A 20,843-nucleotide genomic window follows, 5' to 3' on the forward strand; every position below is an offset into this window, starting at 1 on the left:
CGGGCGGTCGGCACGTCGTTCTCGCCCCGGTCTCGCGTCGTTCTCGCGTCGTTCTCAGAACGAGGTTTCGCGGACGCTGGCCTTCGCCGGGTTGATGGTGGCCGTGATGACCGACTCGTGGCCGGGGCCGGTGAACGTGACCGTGAGGATGTGGTCCGCGGTCTGTGAGGTGGTGGCCTTGAAGCCGCGGGCGGGGATCGCGGAGATCAGGCACACGCCCCGGCCACCGTACCGCACGGTGGCCTTGCCGCCCTGCGCGGGGACGGTGTGCAGGCCGGCGCCGCCCTGCTCGCAGTCGACGTTCCGCGGGCCCGGATCCCGCGGGGGCTCGGGCGTGGCCTTGGCCGGCGTGGGGCTCACGGCCGGGGAGGACGGCCGCGGCGACGCCGTGGGCGAGGCGCTGGCGGACGGGCTCGGGGACGGCGCGGGGGGCGAGGGGCTCGGCGCCGTCCAGGCGGGCGGCGTATCGATGACCGTCGGGGCGGACCGCGCGACCGGGGGCGTGTGCCGGGTCGAGCCGACAACGTACTGGACCGTGGCGAGCACGGCAGTCACGCTGGCGGCCGTGCACGACAGCCATATGAGCAGGTAACGCGGAATACGGGGCACCGCCCCATAGTGGCCGACGCCCCGACCGTCGTGACACCGCCTCCCCCCTCCGCTCCGGTTCGCTCCGAAGGGCCGCTTCGTACCGGTTCACCCGGGATGGCCGTGGACCCGGCCGGCGGCTTCGGGCGGCTGCTGCGGGCGGCGTACGCCCGGCGAACGCCGACGTCCTCCGGCCCGGATACGGGTCGGAGGACGTCGGGGCCGCCAGGCGGCCGGTGGGGGGTGGTTGTGGGGGGCTCAGGGCTACCTGGGGGTGCCGAAGTTCTGCGTCCACCACGGGCCGCCGTCGCCCTTGTGGACCCCTATGCCGATCTCCTTGAAGGAGCAGTTGAGGATGTTGGCCCGGTGGCCGGAGCTGTTCATCCACGCTTTCATGACCGCGGTGGCGTCGGCCTGACCGCGGGCGATGTTCTCGCCCAGGCCGGACCAGGCGTACCCGGCGGCCTCCACGCGGCTGGTCATGGTGGACCCGTCGGGCCCCGTGTGGGACATGACCCCGCTGCGCGCCATGGTGTCGCTGTACGCCCGGGCGGCCGCGCTCAGCTTGGCGTTGGAGGTCAGCGGGCCGCACCCGGCGGCCGCCCGCTCCTTGTTGACCAGGGAGAGGACCGCGGACTCGGCGTCGGTGTTGACGGTCCCGCCGCCGGAGCCCGAGCCGGAGCCGCCGCCCGAGCCGGAGCCGCCGGATCCGCCCGAGCCGGAGCCCGATCCGGAGCCCGAGCCGCCGCCCGTGGTCGTGGCGGGCTTGCGCGTGGGCTTGTCGGCCGGAGCCGGTACGGACCCCGCGCCGCCCGTGTCGCCGCCTGCGGCCGGCTTCGGGGGAGTCGGGGATCCCGTGGTGCCGGCGTCGGGCGTCCCGGAGGGGCTGGCGCTCGCCGTGGCCGAAGCCGTGGCGTCGGCGGTGGGCGGGGGGACGGCGGCGGTGGCGGAGGCGGTCCCGGTCCCGTCGGTCGCGCCCGGCGTCGCGGAACCCGCCTTCGTACCGGCGGCGTCGGCCGACCGGTCGTTGCGGGCGTCACCGTCGGAGTCGGCCACCGCCACCCCGACCGCCACGGCCGCGGCCGCCGCGGTGACCGACAGCACGATGCGGGTGCGCACCGCCTTCCTCCGTCGTGCCTCGACACGGGGCGACGTTTCGGGAGTTCGGCTGCGGCTCATGCCGGTAACACCTCACAGGAGAAGGGGAGGAGGGGAGTCCGCCTGAGCTTAGGTCGGTGATCAGCCGAAAGAGCCGCCAGGAGGGCCACTTCACGTTCCCTTAAGGAAGCCCGCAGGGAGGCCACAGGGACGACCCGGACAATCCCCTCAAGCCGCCCGGGTCACGTCACCCCGCGCCTGTGCCGAGCCGTCCCCGACGCCGGGCCCGCGACCTCGCCAACCGACGTGCCCAGCCCGAGGTTTCACACCCCGACCCCGCTGATGGCCCCCGCCCATGGCCCCCGCTCATGGCCCCCGCTCATGGCCCCCGTTCATCCCTGCCGGTCGAGAAGACGCCGCAGCCACCGGGTGCGGGCCTCGCGCGCGTCCTGGCTGACGGCCGCCCGGGGCGCCAGGCTGTCGAAGCCGTGGCAGCCGCCGGGCCACACGTGCAGTTCCGCGCGGCCGCCGGCCTGCCAGATCGCGTTCGCGTACGCCACGCCCTCGTCCCGGAACATCTCGGCCGACCCGACGTCGAGGTAGGCCGGGGGGAGTCCGGTGAGGTCGGTGGCCCGGGCGGGGGCCGCGTACGGAGGCAGGTCCGCGCTGCCGTGGCGCTCGCCCAGCAGCGCCTGCCAGGCGGTCGCGCCGGAGGTGAGGTCCCAGATGTCGATGCCCGTCATCTGCCGGGCGGAGAAGGTGCCGAGGCGGTCGTCGAGCATCGGGGACATCAGCAGCTGCCCCAGGGCCCCGGGACCGCCGCGGTCGCGGGCGAGCAGGGCCAGGGCCGCGGCGAGCCCGCCGCCGGCGCTCTTGCCGCCGATGACGATCCGGTCGGCGTCGATGCCGAGTCCGGCCGCGTGTCCGGCCGCCCAGACGAGTCCGGCGTAACAGTCCTCCAGCGGACCCGGGTACCGCGTTCCCGGCGCGAGCCGGTACTCGACCGAGACGACGGCCAGTTCGAGGGGCAGGACCCACTCGCGCAGGATCCGCGGGAGCACGGACCACGCGTTGCCCATGACCATGGCGCCGCCGTGCATGTAGTACAGCAGGGGCAGCCGCCCGCCGACCCCGGCCGGCCGCGCGCTCACGAGGGTGACGTCCGGCGCTCCGGGCGGTCCCGGCACGCACAACTCCGCCACCTCGAACCGGCCGTCGGCCCGCAGCTCCTCGACGGTGGGCCGGGGCCGGGAAGTGGCGTCCCGCGCCTGCCGGTCCGCGAGGTTGTCCGGGGTCATCGGCTCCCGGACCTCCTCGCCCAAGGCCGCCAGCACGGGGGCCAGTTCGGGATCGAAGGGAGGAACTGCCGCAGTTCGGGGCCCCGTACCGCCGGCGCCCACTCGCCCGATATCCATACGGCGTATCCCATCACATCGCCGCGCTCGGCAACCGCCCGCGCGACGGCCCGGGTGGCCTGCCCGGGTGGCCGCGCGGCCGCGCTGTCGGTGCCGGTTCGTAGCATGACGGCATGTCCGGCGCCTTCACCGTGCTGTGGACCCTGACACCTGCCGCGCCCTGCGCGCGGCGGGGCGCGTGGGTCAGCGGCGCAGCGCCGTCCGCCCCCTGACCCGCAGGTGCCCGCAGGTGCCCGGAGGGGGACGCGGGCGGACGAAGGGGACATCATGGGGATGTGGACCTGTCCTCTTCCGGAGCCGGCGGCGGCCGCGGTGCCGGGGCCGGTGTTCCGGGGTTCCTGGAGGCGGCTCCGACCCCCCGGACCGCCGTCGTCTGGCTCCCCCCGGCCCCGCTGTGGCCCGCCATCCAGGACATCCGCGCCGTGCACGACCCCCAGATCCGCCGCTGGCCACCCCATGTGAACCTGGTCTTCGGCTTCGTCCCGGAGGCCGACTTCCCGGTGGCGGCCCCGCTCCTGGCCGCCGCGGCCGCCGGCCGGGCACCGTTCGCCGTACGCCTGAGCGGAGTCCGCTCCTTCCGGCACCGTGCCTACGCCACCGTCTGGCTGGACCCCGCCGCGGCGGGCCTCGCCCCGTGGACGGAGCTGGAGCGCGCCCTGGCGGAGCCGTTCCCCCGCTGCGGCGGACGGTTCCCCACCTTCACGCCCCATCTGTCCCTGGGCCGCACCCACGACCCGCGGCACCTGGCCGCCGAGTGCGCGGCCCGGCTGGGCAGCATGCCGGCGCGCGTGGACGAGATCGTGCTGCTCTCGCGCCGCGACGACGGCCCCATGCGCCCCCGCGCCACGATCACCCTGGGCACGGGCACCGTCCACTGGCACACAGAGGGCTAGCGGGCGCTGCCGAGGTTGCGGTCGTCGTCGGTGCCCTCGACCATCAAGGTGGTCTCCTCGATGCGGCTGAAACGGCCGTCGGGTGCGAACTCGCCGAACAGGTAGACCTCCATACGCACCGTCGAGCCGTCCCGCTTCGTGACGTGGGCGGTGTGCCGGTCGGCGTACTTGCTGCCGTCGTACAGCTCCTCGTGCACCTCGAGGTGTCCGTCGGCGACGACGCCGCGCAGGTGGGTGATGTGCTCGACGAACCCGGCGCGGTCGGACCACTGCCCGTCCGTGCGCTGGCGGTAGTCCGGGGTGAAGTGGCGGTCGGCCGCCTCCTCGACGGAGAGGTCGCGGTTGAAGAGCAGGTCCTTCAGGGCGGCCTCGATGCCGGTACGCGTCATGGGACTTCCTTCGGGCCGAGTGCGGAGGGAAACTGCGTGCTCCTCGCACGCATCATTCTCACCGTAGCACCCACTGCGTGCGCCGCGCACGCTATTCTGATGGGGTGGACAACGAAGTGGGGCACGAGATCGCGGACGCGCTGGGCATTCTGCTCAGGCGCACCACGCGCACGCAGCTGCACCGGCGGCTCACCGAGGGCATGGGGGAGGCGGTCGACGAGCTGACCTACCCCGTCCTCAGCGCACTGGCCCGGACCGGACCCCGTAGCGCCGCCGACCTCGCGCCCGATGTCGGGCTCGACCGCTCCGGGGTCACCCGCCGCGCGTCCCGCCTGGAGTCCGCCGGCCTGGTCCGGCGTACCCCGGACCAGGCCGACCGGCGTGCCCATCTGCTCGTCCTCACCGAGCGGGGCGAGTCCGTCGTGGCGGAGCTCCGTACGCGCCTGGCGGCCGACATCATGGCCGGCCTGTCCGCGTGGCCGCCCGGCGACGCCGCCCGATTCGCCCGCGACCTGCGCCGCTTCACGGCCGAGGGCCCGTTCGGCTAGGTGCGGTGTCCGGACGCGTTGGTGACGCGACTGGCGCCGTGACCGCGAGACCTGGGCCACGGGCTGGTTCCGGCCCTCACCGCCACCCTGGCCGGGCCGGCCGGGGCGAGGGCCGGGACGGTCACGTGCCGTGCTGTGCCGTGCCGTCAGTCGAACACGTACAGAGCCCATCCCCGGGCACCCGCGAAGGCGCAGGCGTGCTCGCCCACGAGGGCGGAGCCCGCCTCGTAGCACTCTTCGCCGGTGCCGTAGTAACCGACGAGAACGGGCCGGTTCGGGGTGGCGGCCGTTACCGCCGCCGGGCCGGCCGGGCCGACGGCGAAGGCGGTGCCGGCACCCCCGGCAAGGGCTGAGGCCAGCACGATGCCGGCCGTCCAGGTTTTCGTGGTGCGCATGTCGTCCTCCTCAGTGGTCCGTCTCACGGGGCATGCCGGGTACGGCGGGGGCGTGAGCTCATACCGCGTGACGGATCCAGACCTGTGCGCCGCTGTTCCGGCACACGGCCTGCCGGACCTCGCGGCGGCTGCCGTCGCTCCATCCGGCGTCGTCCAGGCACAGACCCGTGAAGGCGTTCTTGACGACCACCGCGCCGCCGCCGAGGTCCACCAGCTCCCAGCGCTCGCTGGGGCCGCCGAGGCAGCGCTGCTGGGTGACGTACGAGCCCGGCCAGCTGCCGGCGGCGCTGGCGCACATCCCCGAATGGCGGGGCTGCAGCCGCGTGGTGGGGTCCGACCCGGTGAACTGCGAGACGAACTGCTGGTTCAGGGCCCACTTGCAGTCGAACTGCTGGATCACCGCGTTCGGGTCCTGCGACCCGCCCCGGACGTCCAGGCACTTGCCGGTGACGGCGTTGCGGTACTGGTGCGCGCCTCCGGGCACGACCTCGGCACCGGTCGAAGAGGCGGCGTGGGCAGAGCCGAATCCTGCGACGAGACAGGCCGAGGCGGCGAGCGCGAGGGCGCCGGAGCGCAGACGCGGTAAGGACGATCGAATCACAGGAACTCCCTGGTCGTTATGGTCAGTCGTATCGGTTGTGTCCGAGGACAGCCTTGACGCCGAGAAAAGTACCGAGATCCACTGAAACCACGGCACCCACCCGTTCAGGGGGGTACCGGCGGGGGATCTCGTCACACGGGGGGTACGGGAGTGGGGCTTCAGCGTGCGCGTCGACTGGCCGTGCAGGCCACCGGGCTCTTTCGGCTCGCGCACCTGACGGTTGCCGTCAGCGTCGTGATCACCGACCCCGTCGACGTTCGAGCCGTTGTGCTGTTGGCCTGTGTCTGCGCCATCACGGTGTTCCTCTACGCCCCGGCACTCCTGCGCGGCCGGTTCGCCGCCCGGGCGGTCTGGGCCGACGTACTGGTGACCGGATGCGTCCTGCCGTGGGTAGCGGTCGCACTCATCGGTGACGGGCCGGCGGTGGATCCGCACGGCTGGCTGATGGTTCACGGGCTGTCGGCCGCGGCAGCCGCCATCGTGGCGCTCGCTCCGCGAGGCACCGCCCTGTCCGTCCTGCTCCTGCTGGTGACATCACCCGCCCTGTACGGGGTGGTGCCGAACTCCGACTCGGCGGGGGCCTTCGAGCACGTCAGCGCACTCCTCGTCAGCGTGACCGCAGTCGGCTCGGGCTGGTGGTACCTCCGCCGCCAGGGGGTGTCCCTGGACGCCGCGCAGGCGCAGGCGGTCGCGGCCGAGGCCGCCCGGGCACGGCAGGCCGAGCGGACGGCGCACCATGCGGCACTGCACGACACGGTGCTCGCCACGCTCACCACGATCGCGTCCGGCCGCGTGGACGCCAATGCGCCGGCGGTCCGGGACCGCTGTGCCCGGGAAGCCGCCTACCTGAGACGCCTCGTTCAGTTCGACGAGCCGCCCCACCCCACGTACGAGCCTCGCACGACCGGCTCCCCGGGCCTGGGCGCCGCACTGGAGGAGGCAGTCCGCTCCGCGGAGAGTCTGGGGCTGACGGTGAACGCGCAATACCACGCTGTGCCGGATCTGCCGCGGGAGGTCGCCGAAGCCCTGGCCGCCGCCGTGTCCGAGGCACTGAACAACGTACGCAGGCACGCGGCGACCCGGGTGGCCCACCTCACCGCCGTCGGCAACACGAGGGGGGTGGAGGTCACCGTGGCCGACCGAGGCGTCGGCTTCGACGCCTCCGATCCGGCCCGCCGCGCCACGGGCACCGGCCTGCGCCGATCCGTGTTCGCCAGGATGGCGTCCATCGGGGGACGGGCAGATGTGGACAGCCGCCCCGGCGAGGGGACCGTCGTCGAACTGCGCTGGCCGACGTGATCGACATTGCCGCGGTCGACGACGACCGCATGCTCCTCGACGGGCTCAGCTCCTGGCTGTCCGGCCAGCGACGACTGCGTCTGCTCGGGACCGCGGCAACGGTCGGCGAACTGCTCGCCGGGCCCGCGGGGCGGGCCGACGTGGTACTCCTCGACCTCGTGCTGCGCGACGGATCCCGGCCGGAGACGAACGTACGACGGGTACGGGCGGCCGGGAGCAAGGTCCTGGTCATCAGCACGGTGGCCGACCGCGACAGGGTCGTGGCCGCGGTGGCAGCCGGAGCCGACGGCTACCTCACCAAGAACCACGCGCTGGACTCCCTCGTCGAGGCCGTCGAAACCGTGGCGCGGGGCGGCACGGCCCATTCCCCGGAACTCGCCTTCGCCTGGGCCCACGACACCGGTCCGCTCCGGCCGCGCCTGGCTCCCCGGGAACGGCAGGTGCTCCGCGACTACGCGTCCGGTCTGACCCTGAAGGCCACTGCCCGGCGCGCGGGAATCAGCGTCCACACGGCCAAGTACTACTTGGACCAGGTGAAGGAGAAGTACCGGCAGGTGGGCCGCCCGGCGTACACGAAGATCGAACTGGCCCAACGCCTCCATGAGGACGGCCTGAACACCTGACGTGCGAGCCGGTCCCACGAGCGAGCGCCCGCAGCACGTGACGGGCTGCGGTCCGGTCCTGCACGGCCGACGTCACTCCGCCCGGCGGGCCAGGCCGGCCATCGGGGAGCGCAGGGTCCAGCCCAGGGCCTCGTACAGGGCCCTGCCGTCGGGCGTGCCCACCAGTATCCCGTCTCGCGCCCCCGCCTCCCACGCGGCGTTCTGCAGCGTGCGCATGACCAGGGCGCCCAGGCCCCGGCGTCGCTGGTCCGGGGCGGTCTCGATCTGGTCCACCACCGCGGTGCGGCCGGCCAGGCCCACCTGACCCCTCGCGGCCAGCTGCCCGTCCCGGGTGCGCACCAGGACCTTGATCACCCCGCCCCGGCTCCAGGACGTCAGGGTGTATCCGGCCGGCGGCGCACCGGCCGGAGCCGGGGCGAGCTGCAAGGTCATCAGGAAGCCGGCGATGTCCGTCTCCCACTCGTCCCCCACCCAGGGCCGCACCACCTCGTCCGGGGCGAAGAGCTTCAGCCAGGTCGCCGGCGGTGCGGTGTCGGCCAGTTTGCGGACGTCGGCCTCCGTGGGCACGGGTACCACGTGCCGGGCGACCTCCTTCGGCAGCCCCACGGCGATGGTCCACCCCCACGGTTCCTCGACCGGGTCGGCCGCGCCGCGCGAGACGGTCCATCCGTCGATCCACTGCTTCACCCAGCCGGTGATCCGGTCCTCGGACATGATTCCCCCATATGTAATGACCCGTTTCCTGCAAGGGTTATTACATCATCGGGTGTCGCCGGTCAGGGGAACTGCAGTGTCGTCACGCGTGAGCGAGGGAGGGGTCTCCCTGGGGGAGCGGAGAGGCTGCAGGTCATGGCATCGGGGATACGGCGGCGGTGGCCGCGCAGCTGGCGCGTGCCCGGGATCCTGGCGGTGGTGCTCGCCGTCCCGTGATCATCCAGGAGTGCCCGAAGCTGGGCCAGGACTCCGACGGCCGCAAGCGACGCCTCGTCACCAAGGTCTATACCCACGGGGTGGAGAAAAGCCCCTCGCCCCAGTCCCTGCGCACGGCCGTGCGCGTGGCCAACGGAGCCAACGCCGAGACCGGCTGCGGGGCCGACCCGCTGCCGCTGCCGGAGCGCGTGGAACCCGCCCGGAAGCTGTCCCTGAGCCAGGCGGAGGGCACGGCGTGCGGCCGGCCGGCCCGGTTCACACTGCCCGCGAGCCCGTCCGGCAAGGAGTGGCAGGTGATCGCACCCACGGACGAGCGGGCCCCGATCACCAGCTGCTCGCTGATCGACTCCGGCACGGGCGAGTCCGCCGTGAACCTCACGGGATGGTACGGCGATTGGGCGGACGAGCCCTTCGAACGGCTGCTCTCGGCCAACACGCGGATCCCCGAGGGGTGCAGCCCTCGCGACGCGCTGCTCGGCGAGCAGTCCGGCCGGGCCAAGGCCCGATGCGCCGGGGAGTCCGCCCACTTCCTCGCCAACAGCTACGCCCGGGACAGCTCCCGATCGGTGCTGCCGATGAGCGAGGTGAGGAGCCTCCTCGACAGGTTCGCGGCGGATCAGGGCGACCGTCGTGGCTGCACCGACCTGGAGCTCCCCGACCCCACCGTCCACCCGCGCAGGCGCTGACGGCCCCGCGGCTCCACCGATGACGGACCGTCAGATCGTGACCGGGCCGTGGGCGGTCGCGAACTCGACCGAGACCAGGCCCGGTTCCTCGTCCTCGACCCAGGTGACGTCGATCTGGTCGAGGGGGTGGTCGGCCGGTTCGCCGAGGAACTCGGCGATGGAGGCGGCGTCGCCGGCGATGGAGACCCCGTGGATGGTGGTGGAGGTGCGCGGGTCGGCGCTCGGGCGCTCCTCGATGGGGACCAACCACTGGAGGAAGTACGGCAGTTGCGGGTCCTCCATCAGTTCCAGCACGCCGATCTGCTTCCACCTCAGGTCGAACCCGTCGGGGCGGACACGGTGGCCCTCGGCCGAGGTGCGGCCGAGGCGGGCCTCGACCGGGGCGATGTCGTCGACGGAGACCACCCAGCCGAGCCAGCCGCCGCCCTCGGCGGCGCGGCGCGCGACCGCCTGGCCGAAGGGTGCGCGGTCGGCGGCGGGGTGGTCGAGTGTGGTGACGACCTCGACGTAGGTGCCGCCGCTCAGCGGGAGAATGAAATTGCGCGTGCCGAAGCGCGGGTGCACGCCCCCGTCGACGAACCCGGCGCCGAGGGCCGATCCGATCCACTGGACGGTCGAGACGAAGCTGTCGCGGGCCACCGCATAGGACACGTGATCAAGTCGCACGGCGCCATCGTCACCCGGCAACCCGCACAAATCGCTACGCCACGCCCGCCGCCCCCGCCGCGTCCACCGTGGATTCAGCCGTGGAGCGGATCGATCATCGTCATCCCGGAGGGAGGCCGGTCGAAGCCGGGCAGCAGCGCCGCCTGTCCGGCGGTCGGGGCCGGACGGGCCGCGGCGCCCGACCGGCTCAGCGGCCGTCCGGCGCGCCCGCGCCGCCCTGGAGGCCGGAGTCCCACACCAGGCGCGCGGCACGCAGCACCCGGGAATGGTGACCACCCATCAAACCGGTGCAGCGGACCAGGTGCGAGCCGTCGAGCTGGCGGTACACCAGCCGGCGGCGCTCCTGGAGGAAGGTGCCCACCTGCATGGTGCGCGCGGCCTGCTCCAGTGCGGCCTCGGCCTCCTCCTGGGTGCCGTCGAGCTCGGTCACGGTCTCCAGCTGGCCGCCGTCGTCCCCGCGCCGTTCCGAGACCCGTTCCGCCGTGATGATCCAGCGCTCGCGCCGCAGATCGTCCCCCATGGCCTGCCCCCACTCCCCGTCCGCTGCGATGCTCCGCATCGTGCCCGGCGGCAGGCTACCGGGTCGGGCGGAACGGGCGCCCGCACCCCGGCACCGGCGCGGGCCGGCTACGAGGACGTCACGGGTCACCTGCCGCAGAAGGGCGAGGCGTGGGCGAGGGGGAGGGGAGTCCCGCCCGTCGTCGCGTGGGGCTGCATGGTGCCGCGTGGTGCTGCGTGACGTCGAGATGGCGCCAGGCGGTGCCATGTGGCGCCATGGAGGCTTGACGTGGCGCCATTGTGGCGCCATGATGAGGGCATGGACCTGACCCCGTACGTCGCCCGCCTCCGCCATGAGCTCGCGGTCGCCGCGAACGCCGGCGGCGAGGAAGCGCGTGCCCTGGCCGAGCGGCTGACGGCGCCTCTGGAGTCGGCCGCCCGGCTGACCCTCCTGAACGCGCTGTCCGCGGCCTCGGACGAGATCACCCGCGACCTGGCGCCGGGCTCGGTGGACGTGCGGCTGCGGGGGCTGGATCCCGAGTTCGTGGTGATGGTGCCGTCCGCCCTGGAGATGTCCGGCGACGGGGCGGGCATCGCCGGCATGGCGCCACCCATGGTGCCATCGGTGTCGCCCGCGGCGTCAAGCGTTGCGGACGGCGACGAAGGAGCGACGGCCCGCGTCAATCTGCGGCTCCCCGCTCCGCTCAAGGCCCGGCTGGAGGGAGCGGCGGCCGGGGAAGGTCTCTCCGTCAATGCCTGGCTCGTACGGGCGGTGGCCCTCGCCCTGGAACCGGGCGCACCGCAGGCCCGGCAGCCCGGCCGCGGCGCGCGCATGAGCCCGAGTCATCAGGGCTGGGTCCGCTGACGGCCGGTTCGTCACCGGCGTAGCGCACCTCCGCCGACGCCACATCGTCACCGTGGGGACCGGCGCGAGCGGGCGCCGTCACACCCTCGTCCAGGCGTGACCGTCACACCCGCAGGACCGTGCGACGCGCAGCATCACAACCCAGCATGCCATGTGACATGGCACAGCCATGTCCATGCCCACATCCACATCCACATCCACATCCACATCCACATCCGTCTCCCCGTCCCATCCGTTCCCAGGAGGACCCATGCAGCAAGAACCCACCGCCGCAGGTGCGACCACGGGCGATGCCGAACCCGTCACGCTCCCCAGGCAGCGCGCCGCCGGCTGCCCCTTCGACCCCCCGACCGGCCTGGCTTCCTTGCGCGAACGCGCACCACTGATCCCCATGGCCTACCCCGACGGACACGTCGGCTGGCTGGCCACGGGCTACGCCACGGTCCGCTCGATCATGGGCGACCCCCGCTTCAGCTCGCGCTACGAGCTGATCCACTACCCCTTCCCCGACGGCCCAGAGGGTCCGCTGCCCCCCGCCCCCGTCGGTGACATGACCGGGATGGACGCCCCCGAGCACACCCGCTTACGGCGGCTGCTCATGGGCAAGTTCACCGTCCGCCGCATGCGCCAGCTCACCGACCGGGTCGAGGAGGTCACCAGGGAGCACCTGGACGCCATGGCGCGCCGGGGGCAGCGTGCCGACCTGGTCGAGGAGTTCGCCCGGCCCCTCCCCGCCCTGATGATCTGCGAGCTGCTCGGCGTGCCCTACGCCGACCGCGAGCGCTTCCAGGGCTACGCGGACACCGTGATGACCACGGACGCCAGCCCCGAGGACCAGTACGCCGCCATGGTCGGGCTCCAGGAGTACATGGCGGAGCTGGTCGCCGCCAAGCTGACCGAACCGTCCGACGACCTGCTCGGCGACCTGGCCGCCGGCGGCGACCTCACGGACGAGGAACTGGTCGGCGTCGGCGCCTTCCTGCTCGCCGCCGGCCTCGACACCACCGCCAACATGCTCGCCCACGGCACGTTCGCGCTGCTCAGCAACCCGGCCCAGGCCGACGCGCTGCGTACGGACCCGGACCTCGCCCCGCAGGCCGTCGAGGAGCTGATGCGCTACCTGACCGTCGCCCCCACCGGTGTGCGGTCCGCGCTGGAGGACGTCGAACTGGACGGCCGGCTGATCAGGGCGGGCGACACCGTCACCCTCTCCCTCGAGGCCGCCAACCGCGACCCGGAGCGGTTCCCCGACCCGGACGTCCTCGACCTGCACCGCAACGCCACCGGCCACCTCGGCTTCGGGCACGGCATCCACCAGTGCCTGGGCCAGCAACTGGCCCGCGTGGAGATGACCGTGGCCCTGCCCGCCCTGCTGCGCCGCTTCCCCACGCTGCGCCTGGACGTACCGGCGCACGAGGTGCCCCTGCGGACCGACATGAACGTCTACGGCGTGCACCGGCTGCCGGTGGTCTGGGACGAGGCGTGACCGGCGTGGACGTGCGCGTCGACCGCGACCGCTGCCTCGGCGCCGGAATGTGCGTCCTGACCGTCCCCGAGGTCTTCGACCAGGACCAGGACGAGGGGCTGGTCGTCCTGGTGGACGCCCGGCCGCACCGGGACCGCCTGACGGCGGTCCGGCTCGCCGCGGGCGTCTGCCCGGCCGGCGCCATCACCGTCACGGATCCGGGACCCGCCGCCCCGTAGCGCGCCTCCCGTCATCGGGGGCGCCGGCGAGCGTACGCCGCCCGCGCCCCCCTCCTCCGGGGCGCCGGCGTCCACCCGGCGCCCCCTCTCTCTCCTCCCTCCTCACCCACGATCCGTCCTCCACTCACCGACAGGACCTCACCACCGTGGCTACGCTCCTTTCCGCACTCGGCCGCTTCGCCTTCCGACGGCGGGGCCTGGTCGTCCTCCTCTGGCTCCTCGCCCTCGTCGGCGCCGGCTTCGCCGCCTCCACCGCCCCGCCGCCGCCCGCCGACACCTTCTCCATGCCGGGCACGGAGTCGCAGAAGGCGTTCGACCTCCTCCAGGAGAAGTTCCCCGACGTCCGCGCGGACGGCGCCACCGCCCGCGTCGTCATCCGCGCCCCCGGCGCCGAGCAGATCACCTCGCCCGCCCGCAAGGCCCAGGTCGAGCAGCTCGTCGCGGACCTGGCCAAGGCGCCCGAGGTCGCCGCCGTCGCCGACCCGTTCCAGGCGGGTGCCGTGAGCGCCGACCGTACGACCACGTACGCCTACGTGACGTACACGGCGACGGCCACCGAACTCACCGACGCGGCGCACGACGGACTGACCGGGGCGATGGAACGGGCCCGGGGTACCGGCCTGGTCGTCGAGGCGGGCGGCGACGCCGTCAAGATCGAGCAGGCCATGGGCGGCACGGGCGAACAGCTCGGCCTCCTGGTCTCCGCCGTCGTCCTGCTCCTCACGTTCGGCTCGCTGGTGGCCGCCGGAATGCCCCTGCTGACGGCGGTGATCGGCGTCGGCATAGGCATCAGCGGCATCACCGCGCTCGGCAGCACCCTCGGACTGTCCTCCACCACGTCCACGCTCGCGATGATGATCGGCCTCGCCGTCGGCATCGACTACGCCCTCTTCATCGTCTCCCGCTACCGCTCCGAGATCGCCGAGGGCCGCGCGCCCGCCGACGCCGCGGCCCGCGCCGTGGGCACCGCCGGCTCGGCCGTCGTCTTCGCCGGCCTCACCGTGATCATCGCCCTGGCCGGGCTCGCGGTGGTCAACGTACCGATGCTCACCAAGATGGGCCTGACCGCGGCCGGAACGGTCGCCGTCGCCGTCCTCGTCGCCCTCACCTTCGTCCCCGCGCTCCTCGCTTTCGCCCCGGTCAAGGTGCTCGCCCGCGCGGAGCGCAAGCGCTTCACCGGCAAGCCGCTGTCGAAGCGGCAGCGGCGCAGGGCGGACCGGGCCGCGGCCGACCGGCCCAACCTCGGCGCCCGGTGGGCCTCTCTCGTGCTGCGCCGCCCGGTCGCCGTCCTGCTGCTCGGCGTCCTCGGCCTGGGCACCGTCGCCGTGCCCGCCGCGAGCCTCGAACTGGGTCTGCCGGGCGAGGGCACCATGGCCCCGGAGACCACCCAGCGCAAGGCGTACGACATGCTGTCGCAGTCCTTCGGCCCCGGATTCAACGGACCCCTGACGGTCACCGTCGAGGCGAAGGACGCCAAAGCGGCCGCCGAGCAGGTCCGCGCGGCGCTGGAGAAGGCCGACGGGGTCGACGCCGTCGCCCCCGCCACCGCCAACCCGGCGGGCGACACCGCCCTCGTCAACGTCGTCCCCACGACCGGTCCGACCGATGCCCGGACCGAGGACCTGGTGCGCTCGCTGCGCGGCCTGGCGGCCGGGCTGGAGTCCCGGACGGGCGCCACCGAGATCCTGGTCGCGGGCCAGACCGCCATGTTCATCGACTTCTCGCAGACCCTGGACGACGCCCTGCTCCCGTACCTGGCCCTGGTGGTCGGCCTGGCGTTCCTGCTGCTGATGCTGGTCTTCCGCTCGGTGCTGGTCCCGCTCAAGGCGGCGCTCGGCTTCCTGCTGTCGGTGACCGCGGCCCTCGGCGCCGTCGTGGCGGTCTTCCAGTGGGGCTGGCTCGCCGGCCTCCTCGGCGTCGACCACCCGGGCCCGGTGATGAGCACCCTGCCGATCTTCCTGATCGGCGTGGTCTTCGGCCTCGCGATGGACTACGAGGTCTTCCTGGTGTCCCGGATGCGCGAGGCGTACGTCCACGGAGCTCGCCCCGGGGAGGCGGTGGCGACCGGATTCCGCTACGGCGGCCGGGTCGTGGGCGCCGCCGCGATCATCATGACCAGCGTCTTCTCCGGCTTCATCCTGGAGGACAACGACTTCGTCAAGATGATCGGCTTCGGGCTCGCGGTCGCCGTCCTCTTCGACGCCTTCGTCGTCCGCATGGCCCTCGTGCCCGCCCTGTTCGCGCTGCTCGGTACGTCGGCCTGGTGGCTGCCGAGGTGGCTGGACCGGCTCCTGCCGAACGTCGACGTGGAGGGCGAGAAGCTGACGCAGCACCCGCGGGAGACGGCCCCGGAGCGCCACCTCGTGAGCTGACGCCCCACCCCCTGTCACCTGCTCTCGCACCGGTCCGGCGGCCTCCTCGCCGGACCGGTGCGCTACGTCGTGGTGCCGCCTGACATGATCCGAACTATCCGAACTATCCGAACTATCCGAGCTGACCGGCGAGAGCCGCCCGGACGTACCGGCCCTGTTCGCCGAGGCAGCCGAGCCGGCGGCCCGTCACCGGAGCACCGTCGGTGATGTTCCGGTCGTAGGTGACCTCCTCGACCCGTACGGGCCGGGTGCCGACCGTGACGTCGAGGGACCGGCCGTGGCCGGCCACCACCTGCCGGCGGGCCCCCGGCAGCGCGGCCGCCAGGGTGGCCGCGTCGGCCTCCCGCCCGGGGGCGTACCGGATCAGCGGGGGGCCCGCCGGACGCCCGGCGGGGGCCGCCGCCGACGTGTCGGTGACGGCGAACCCGCCGGCCCGCAGGGCGGTGGCGACGCCGGCGTCGTCCACGCGGACCGCGATCCCGGCCGGGTTCGCGGGCACGGGATTGCGGGCGACCGGCTGGATCCGCGGGTCGCCGCTGACCGGCCGGTCGGCGGCCAGCGCCGCCCACAGGGCCCGCGCGCGCTCCTCGTGCCACAGCAGGGTGGAGCCCACGCCGGGGACCCGGTGGTCGAACTCCCGCATCGCGACCGTGGCGAACTCGGTCCGCTCCGGGCTCAGCCGCCCGAGCGTCAGCCCGATGCGGACCAGGTCCGTGAGCCCGGTGCCCGCGTCGGTCCGTACGGACTTCAGCAGGGTCCGCACCGTCGTGGCCGTGGCCAGGGGGTCGGCCAGGGCGCCCTCGGCGGTCAGGCGGGTCAGCAGGTCCGACACCGCCCGCTGCTGACGCCGGACCCGGCCGAGGTCGCCGGGGCGTCCGACGTGGCGGGCCCGGACGTAGCGCAGGGCACCCCTGCCGTCGGTGTGGTGGAATCCGGGGATCAGGTCGAGGCCGGAGTTCTCGTCCGCGAGGTGCGTGTCGGTGCACACCGTGGCCCCGCCCAGTCCGTCGACGGCCCGCTCGAAGCCGGCGAAGCCGGTCTCGAGGTAGTGGTGGACGTGCAGCCCGGTGGCCTTCTCCACCGTCTTGACGGTCAGGGGGCCGCCGCCGCGGGCGTACGCGCCGTTGATCTTCCCCTTGACGCCGCTGCCGTCGGCGTACTCGACGTAGGAGTCGCGGGGGATGGACACCACGCTGGCGCGCCGGCCGTCCTGCGACAGGTGGACGAGCATCATCACGTCGGTGCAGTTGCACCCCTTGCCGCCGACGTGCAGCCGCTCCTTCTCGGCCTTGGACAGCCCGGCCCGGCTGTCGGTCCCGACGACGAGGATGTTCGTCCCCCGGTCCGGGCCGGAGCGGCCGGCCGTCGTACCGGCCCAGGCGGCGCCGGAGACCAGGGTGGTGAGCAGGGCCAGGGCGGTGGCACGTCGGAGCAACGCACACTCCAGGGGGAGGAGCCGGTGGGCGGACCGACGCTAGCGGGCCGGAGCGGCCCAGTCCCGGCCACACGCCCGGGACTGGTCCGGCCGGTGCGCCGAACGCCCCATTTGCCTCGTCCGCCGAGCCGCCCGGCATGACGAGCGAATGTCGTACACGCGAACGACCTGCGGATTCCCGGTGAGGTTCGCCACGTTCGGGCCCGCCGCGCGGTGGGCTATCGTCCCTGCGGTGAGACTGCGCATACCCCCACTCGCCCGGCGGACGTCCGGCCCCACCCGGCCTTCCGCACCCGGTGCCCGGCTCGGCTGGCTGGACGCCCTGCGCGGCGTCGCCGCCCTGATCGTGGCCCTGCACCACTTCGACGTCCTGCGGCTGCTGCCGTTCGGCGGGGTCGTGTGGCGGAACTTCGACATGGGCCTGTTCGGCGTCATGCTGTTCTTCATCGTCAGCGGGTACATCATCCCGGCCTCGCTGGAACGCCGGGGTGACGTCCGGGGCTTCTGGATCGGCCGGATCTTCCGGATCTACCCGGCCCTGATCGCCGCCTTCGTCGTGCTGATGCTCCTGCTGCCGGACGGCGACGGCTCCATAGCCCTCCTGCGCACCGGCGACGACCTGGTCTCGCTGACCGCCAACGGCCTGATGCTCCAGGACTTCCTCGGCGTCACCAACGGCATGAACGTCACCTGGACGCTCTGCTACGAGATGGTCTTCTACTTCCTCGTCACCGCCCTCTTCACCCGGGGCCTGCACCGGCAGAGCGCCCCGATCGCGGTCGGTTTCGCCGCGGCCGCCCTGGCGGTCGGTACGGCCGTCGGAACGGGTACCCAGCTGCTGTCGGCGCACCTGGGCTCGCCCCGGCCGCTCCTGCTGATCGTCACGCCGATCGTGCTCGCGGGCCTCGCCGGCGCGCTCAGCGGCAACCGGTGGCTGACGCAGGCCGGCGCGCTGGTCCTCGGCGGGACCGGTCTGGCCCTGGTCGCGCTGAACGGCCGGGCCCCGCTGTTCGAGACCGCGATGATCTTCGCGACCATGTTCGCGGGCACCGTGGTGTACCGGGCGCAGCACGGCGAACTCGGCCGCTTCCCGGCTCTGCTGGCCTGCGGCATCGTGATCGGCGCGGGTGCGCTCGTCGGCCCGCTGTACAACCGGGGCTACGTCGTCGAGCACACCTGGACCGCGAGCTGGCAGGCCTGGACCCTGTCCTACCTGGGGGCCTGGGCCCTGTTCGGGCTCGGCTTCCTCGCGCGGAAGCGGCGCTTCCCGAAGGTGCTGACCTGGCTCGGCGCGATCAGCTTCTCCGTCTACCTGGTGCACATCCCGCTGCTGCACGTCATCGAGCCGCTGGTGGGCGTACCGCCGCTGCCGTCCTCGACGCCCGGCCGGATCGCCTGGACGGCGATCTACCTGGGCGCGGTGCTGGGCCTCAGCCACCTGATGTACCACCTGGTCGAGATGCCGATGCAGCGCCTGGGGCGCAGGGTCCAGCAGGCCGCGAACCGCCGCCGGCCGCACCCGGCCGCCGCGACCCCGACCCCACCGGACGCCCCGTCCCCGGGCCCGGCTTCCGCCCCAGCCCCAGCCCCCGCCCCCGCCCCCGCAGCGAGCCTGACGGGCCCGCCCCGCTCCTGACCTCCGCCGGCCCCCGCAACCGCGGGGGCCGGCGGCCGTCCGGGGGCGCGAGGGTTACCAAGGGCTCGGTTCGCGGGTGCGGCTCCCTGTCCTCAGCCCTGGTCCCGGACGCCCCACGGGGAGCCGTACGCCGTCAGCAGGTCCAGGAACGGGCGCGCGGGGAGGGCCTCCGGGCCGAGGACGCCGGTCCCGGCCCACACCCCGCCGGCCAGCAGCTCCAGCGCCACCACCGGATTGACCGCGGTCTGCCACACCACGGCCTGCGATCCGTACTCCCGCATCGACCACTGGTTGTCCACCACGTGGTAGAGGTACACCTCGCGCGGCAGGCCGTCCTTGGTGCCCTTCACCCAGGTGCCCGCGCACGTCTTGCCGGACATCCGCTCGCCCAGCGTGGCCGGGTCGGGCAGGCACGCGGCGACCACGTCGCGCGGGGAGACGCGTACCCCGGCGCCGTCCGGGCCGCGCACCGCGACCGGCTCCGTCGAGTCCAGGCCCAGCGCGTGCAGGGCCCGCAGCTTGCCGATGAAGTCCTCGCCCAGCCCGTACTTGAAGGTCACCCGCCGGGCGTCCACCCAGTGCGGGACCAGCAGCACCTCCTCGTGCTCGACGTTGACGCACTCCACCGGCCCGATGCCCTCCGGGAAGTCGAACACCTCGGGCTCACTGAACGGCTCGGTGGTGAACCAGCCGCGGTCGCGCTCGTAGACCACCGGCGGGTTCAGGCACTCCTCGATCGTCGTCCAGATGTTGAACGACGGGGCGAAGTCGTAGCCCTCGACCGTCAGGTTCGCCCCGTCGCGGATCCCGATCTCATCGATCTCGTCGAAGAGCTCGTCGGCCGCGTACCGGGCGAAGACGTCCGACAGACCGGGCTCCACACCCATGCCGACCAGCGCCAGCCGGCCCGACGTCCGCCACGCCTCCGCCCGCGCGAACTGCTCGTCGCCCAGCTTGACCCCGCACTGCGCGTACGGCCGGGCGGGGTGCGGCCGGGACAGCGACATCGCCATGTCCAGGTAGTGACTGCCCGCCGCGAGCGCCGCCTCGAACAGCGGCATCACGAACCGCGGGTCGGTCGCGTTCAGCAGGACGTCGCAGCGCTCCCGCGTCAGGAGCGCGGCCACCGCCGCCTCGTCGGAGGCGTCGATCCGGCGCGCGCTGAACCGGCCGTCGCCGGCGCCGTCGCCGAGCGCCGCCACGGCCGCCTCGGCGCGGGCGAGGTCGTAGTCGGCGACCACGAAGTGGTCGAAGAAGTCCCGGCGCGCCGCGATCCGGGTGATCGCGGTACCGACGCCACCGGCGCCCACGAGCAGAACACGCATGACGAAACCCTCTCTCGGTGAGGCCCGCGGAGGTCCGCGCCTCATGGGAAGGGATGAAAGCCGGGCCCCCGAGACAAGGTCAATGGTGTTGGCATAAGGTCCCCCGGTAGGCCCGTACGTCCGTCCCCGTGGAGGAAGGCGCCCCGATGGCGAAGCAGGTCGTCCCCGAAGAGGCCCGCAGGCGGCGGCGCCCGACCAGGCAGGGCACCGTGCTGTCCGAACGCCTGATCGTCGAAACCGCCCTGCGCATGCTGCGCGAACACGGCAGCGCCGGACTGTCCGCCCGCCGGCTCGGAGCCGCCCTCGGCGCGGACCCCAGCACCCTCTACCGGTACTTCGACGGCATGGACGGCCTCACCCTCGCCATCGGCGAGGAGCTGATCGGCCGCGCCCTGGACGGCTGGACGGTCACCGGGGACTGGCGCCTCGACCTGCGCGAACTCGGCCTGCGCATCCACGGCGCCTACCTCGCCCACCCGCAGGCCGCCGTCCTGACCGCCGGCCGCGTGACCGGCCGGCCCCGTGAGATCGCCGCCGACGAGGCCGTCCTCGGCGTGCTGCGCACCGCCGGCTTCCCCGACGCGGAGGCGGTCCTGATCTTCCACGCCTTCATCGACCAGAGCCTGGCCTTCGCCGCCCTGGACGCCGGCGCCCTCGCCCTGACGGAGACCTCCCGGACCTCCGACGAGCAGCAGTGGGAATCCACCTACGCCCGGCTGCCGGCCGACGAGTACCCGCACATCGCGGCCACCGCGCGGCTGCTGGCGGCCCGCATGAACCGCAGCGCCTACCCGGTCGCCCTGGACATGCTCCTCGCGAGCGCCGAGGCCCGGCTCCGGGCCCTGCGACCTGCGTGAGCGATACTCGACGGGACACA

The 20,843-nt window shown here is 73.6% G+C and carries 23 protein-coding genes; 12 read left to right on the forward strand and 11 right to left on the reverse strand.

What is annotated here, in order from left to right; all coding sequences use genetic code 11:
• Positions 1-54 precede the first annotated feature (54 nt).
• On the reverse strand, positions 55-360 hold the full coding sequence (locus ACIPXB_RS03800) for a hypothetical protein (protein WP_401444086.1): 306 nt from the start codon (positions 358-360) through the stop codon (positions 55-57).
• On the opposite strand from ACIPXB_RS03800, the gene ACIPXB_RS03805 reads away from it, so the two are divergent.
• Complete coding sequence (locus ACIPXB_RS03805) at positions 350-592, forward strand: hypothetical protein (protein WP_401444088.1); 243 nt, start codon at positions 350-352, stop codon at positions 590-592. The two genes, ACIPXB_RS03800 and ACIPXB_RS03805, sit on opposite strands and share 11 nt — an antisense overlap.
• A gap of 260 nt (positions 593-852) precedes the next feature.
• Here the strand turns inward: ACIPXB_RS03805 and ACIPXB_RS03810 are convergent, their stop codons facing one another.
• Both ACIPXB_RS03810 and ACIPXB_RS03815 read right to left on the reverse strand, forming a co-directional pair.
• Complete coding sequence (locus tag ACIPXB_RS03810; RefSeq protein ID WP_401444091.1) at positions 853-1,707, reverse strand: CAP domain-containing protein; 855 nt, start codon at positions 1,705-1,707, stop codon at positions 853-855.
• Positions 1,708-2,078: 371 nt separating this feature from the next.
• Positions 2,079-3,101, reverse strand: coding sequence for an alpha/beta hydrolase (locus ACIPXB_RS03815; protein ID WP_401444094.1), 1,023 nt, complete (start codon positions 3,099-3,101; stop codon positions 2,079-2,081).
• Between the two features lie 275 nt (positions 3,102-3,376).
• Here ACIPXB_RS03815 and ACIPXB_RS03820 point away from each other — a divergent pair, with 275 nt between their 5' ends.
• Positions 3,377-3,994 carry a 2'-5' RNA ligase family protein gene (locus tag ACIPXB_RS03820; RefSeq protein WP_401444096.1) on the forward strand — a complete coding sequence of 206 codons (618 nt, stop codon included), beginning with the start codon at positions 3,377-3,379 and terminating at the stop codon, positions 3,992-3,994.
• Here ACIPXB_RS03820 and ACIPXB_RS03825 read toward each other — a convergent pair.
• Positions 3,991-4,383: a nuclear transport factor 2 family protein gene (locus tag ACIPXB_RS03825; protein WP_401444099.1), complete on the reverse strand. Its 393-nt coding sequence runs from the start codon at positions 4,381-4,383 to the stop codon at positions 3,991-3,993. The genes ACIPXB_RS03820 and ACIPXB_RS03825 overlap by 4 nt on opposite strands.
• Before the next feature lie 104 nt (positions 4,384-4,487).
• Between ACIPXB_RS03825 and ACIPXB_RS03830 the strand changes: the two genes are divergently transcribed.
• Complete coding sequence (locus tag ACIPXB_RS03830; protein ID WP_401444101.1) at positions 4,488-4,931, forward strand: MarR family winged helix-turn-helix transcriptional regulator; 444 nt, start codon at positions 4,488-4,490, stop codon at positions 4,929-4,931.
• A 146-nt stretch (positions 4,932-5,077) separates the two neighbouring features.
• On the opposite strand, the gene ACIPXB_RS03835 is transcribed toward ACIPXB_RS03830, so the two are convergent.
• Both ACIPXB_RS03835 and ACIPXB_RS03840 read right to left on the reverse strand, forming a co-directional pair.
• Positions 5,078-5,326, reverse strand: coding sequence for a hypothetical protein (locus tag ACIPXB_RS03835; protein WP_401444104.1), 249 nt, complete (start codon positions 5,324-5,326; stop codon positions 5,078-5,080).
• Positions 5,327-5,384: 58 nt separating this feature from the next.
• A complete protein-coding gene (locus ACIPXB_RS03840; protein ID WP_401444107.1) occupies positions 5,385-5,927 on the reverse strand; it encodes an RICIN domain-containing protein in 543 nt (180 codons plus the stop codon).
• A 234-nt stretch (positions 5,928-6,161) separates the two neighbouring features.
• Between ACIPXB_RS03840 and ACIPXB_RS03845 the strand changes: the two genes are divergently transcribed.
• A complete protein-coding gene (locus tag ACIPXB_RS03845; RefSeq protein ID WP_401444109.1) occupies positions 6,162-7,226 on the forward strand; it encodes a sensor histidine kinase in 1,065 nt (354 codons plus the stop codon).
• On the forward strand, positions 7,223-7,849 hold the full coding sequence (locus tag ACIPXB_RS03850) for a response regulator (protein WP_401444111.1): 627 nt from the start codon (positions 7,223-7,225) through the stop codon (positions 7,847-7,849). Before ACIPXB_RS03845 ends, ACIPXB_RS03850 begins: the two co-directional genes overlap by 4 nt.
• A 72-nt stretch (positions 7,850-7,921) precedes the next feature.
• Here ACIPXB_RS03850 and ACIPXB_RS03855 read toward each other — a convergent pair whose 3' ends face one another.
• Positions 7,922-8,563 (reverse strand): GNAT family N-acetyltransferase, encoded by a 642-nt coding sequence (locus ACIPXB_RS03855; RefSeq protein WP_401444114.1) that lies wholly within the window; start codon positions 8,561-8,563, stop codon positions 7,922-7,924.
• A gap of 212 nt (positions 8,564-8,775) precedes the next feature.
• Here ACIPXB_RS03855 and ACIPXB_RS03860 point away from each other — a divergent pair, with 212 nt between their 5' ends.
• Entirely contained in the window at positions 8,776-9,465 is a 690-nt protein-coding gene (locus ACIPXB_RS03860) for a hypothetical protein (protein WP_401444116.1), read from the forward strand.
• Positions 9,466-9,495: 30 nt separating this feature from the next.
• Here the strand turns inward: ACIPXB_RS03860 and ACIPXB_RS03865 are convergent, their stop codons facing one another.
• Both ACIPXB_RS03865 and ACIPXB_RS03870 read right to left on the reverse strand, forming a co-directional pair.
• Entirely contained in the window at positions 9,496-10,131 is a 636-nt protein-coding gene (locus tag ACIPXB_RS03865; protein WP_401444118.1) for a VOC family protein, read from the reverse strand.
• A gap of 187 nt (positions 10,132-10,318) precedes the next feature.
• On the reverse strand, positions 10,319-10,690 hold the full coding sequence (locus ACIPXB_RS03870) for a hypothetical protein (protein WP_401444120.1): 372 nt from the start codon (positions 10,688-10,690) through the stop codon (positions 10,319-10,321).
• A 258-nt stretch (positions 10,691-10,948) separates the two neighbouring features.
• Between ACIPXB_RS03870 and ACIPXB_RS03875 the strand changes: the two genes are divergently transcribed.
• From ACIPXB_RS03875 to ACIPXB_RS03890, 4 genes are all read left to right on the forward strand, one after another.
• Positions 10,949-11,494, forward strand: coding sequence for a hypothetical protein (locus tag ACIPXB_RS03875; RefSeq protein ID WP_401444123.1), 546 nt, complete (start codon positions 10,949-10,951; stop codon positions 11,492-11,494).
• Between the two features lie 250 nt (positions 11,495-11,744).
• Positions 11,745-12,980 (forward strand): cytochrome P450, encoded by a 1,236-nt coding sequence (locus tag ACIPXB_RS03880; protein WP_401444125.1) that lies wholly within the window; start codon positions 11,745-11,747, stop codon positions 12,978-12,980.
• Complete coding sequence (locus ACIPXB_RS03885) at positions 12,977-13,198, forward strand: ferredoxin (RefSeq protein ID WP_401444127.1); 222 nt, start codon at positions 12,977-12,979, stop codon at positions 13,196-13,198. The genes ACIPXB_RS03880 and ACIPXB_RS03885 overlap by 4 nt, the downstream gene beginning before the upstream one ends.
• 146 nt (positions 13,199-13,344) lie before the next feature.
• On the forward strand, positions 13,345-15,570 hold the full coding sequence (locus ACIPXB_RS03890) for an MMPL family transporter (protein ID WP_401444129.1): 2,226 nt from the start codon (positions 13,345-13,347) through the stop codon (positions 15,568-15,570).
• Between the two features lie 112 nt (positions 15,571-15,682).
• On the opposite strand, the gene ACIPXB_RS03895 is transcribed toward ACIPXB_RS03890, so the two are convergent.
• Complete coding sequence (locus ACIPXB_RS03895) at positions 15,683-17,005, reverse strand: LCP family protein (RefSeq protein ID WP_401444132.1); 1,323 nt, start codon at positions 17,003-17,005, stop codon at positions 15,683-15,685.
• Positions 17,006-17,237: 232 nt separating this feature from the next.
• Between ACIPXB_RS03895 and ACIPXB_RS03900 the strand changes: the two genes are divergently transcribed.
• Positions 17,238-18,641, forward strand: a complete 1,404-nt coding sequence (locus ACIPXB_RS03900) for an acyltransferase family protein (RefSeq protein WP_401444135.1) — start codon at positions 17,238-17,240, stop codon at positions 18,639-18,641.
• 92 nt (positions 18,642-18,733) lie between these two features.
• Here the strand turns inward: ACIPXB_RS03900 and ACIPXB_RS03905 are convergent, their stop codons facing one another.
• Complete coding sequence (locus ACIPXB_RS03905) at positions 18,734-19,966, reverse strand: saccharopine dehydrogenase family protein (RefSeq protein ID WP_401444138.1); 1,233 nt, start codon at positions 19,964-19,966, stop codon at positions 18,734-18,736.
• 146 nt (positions 19,967-20,112) lie between these two features.
• On the opposite strand from ACIPXB_RS03905, the gene ACIPXB_RS03910 reads away from it, so the two are divergent.
• A complete protein-coding gene (locus ACIPXB_RS03910) occupies positions 20,113-20,823 on the forward strand; it encodes a TetR/AcrR family transcriptional regulator (protein ID WP_401444140.1) in 711 nt (236 codons plus the stop codon).
• The last annotated feature ends 20 nt before the right edge of the window (positions 20,824-20,843 follow it).

This window comes from Streptomyces sp. NPDC090022, assembly GCF_044748145.1.
Taxonomy (GTDB): Bacteria; Actinomycetota; Actinomycetes; order Streptomycetales; family Streptomycetaceae; genus Streptomyces.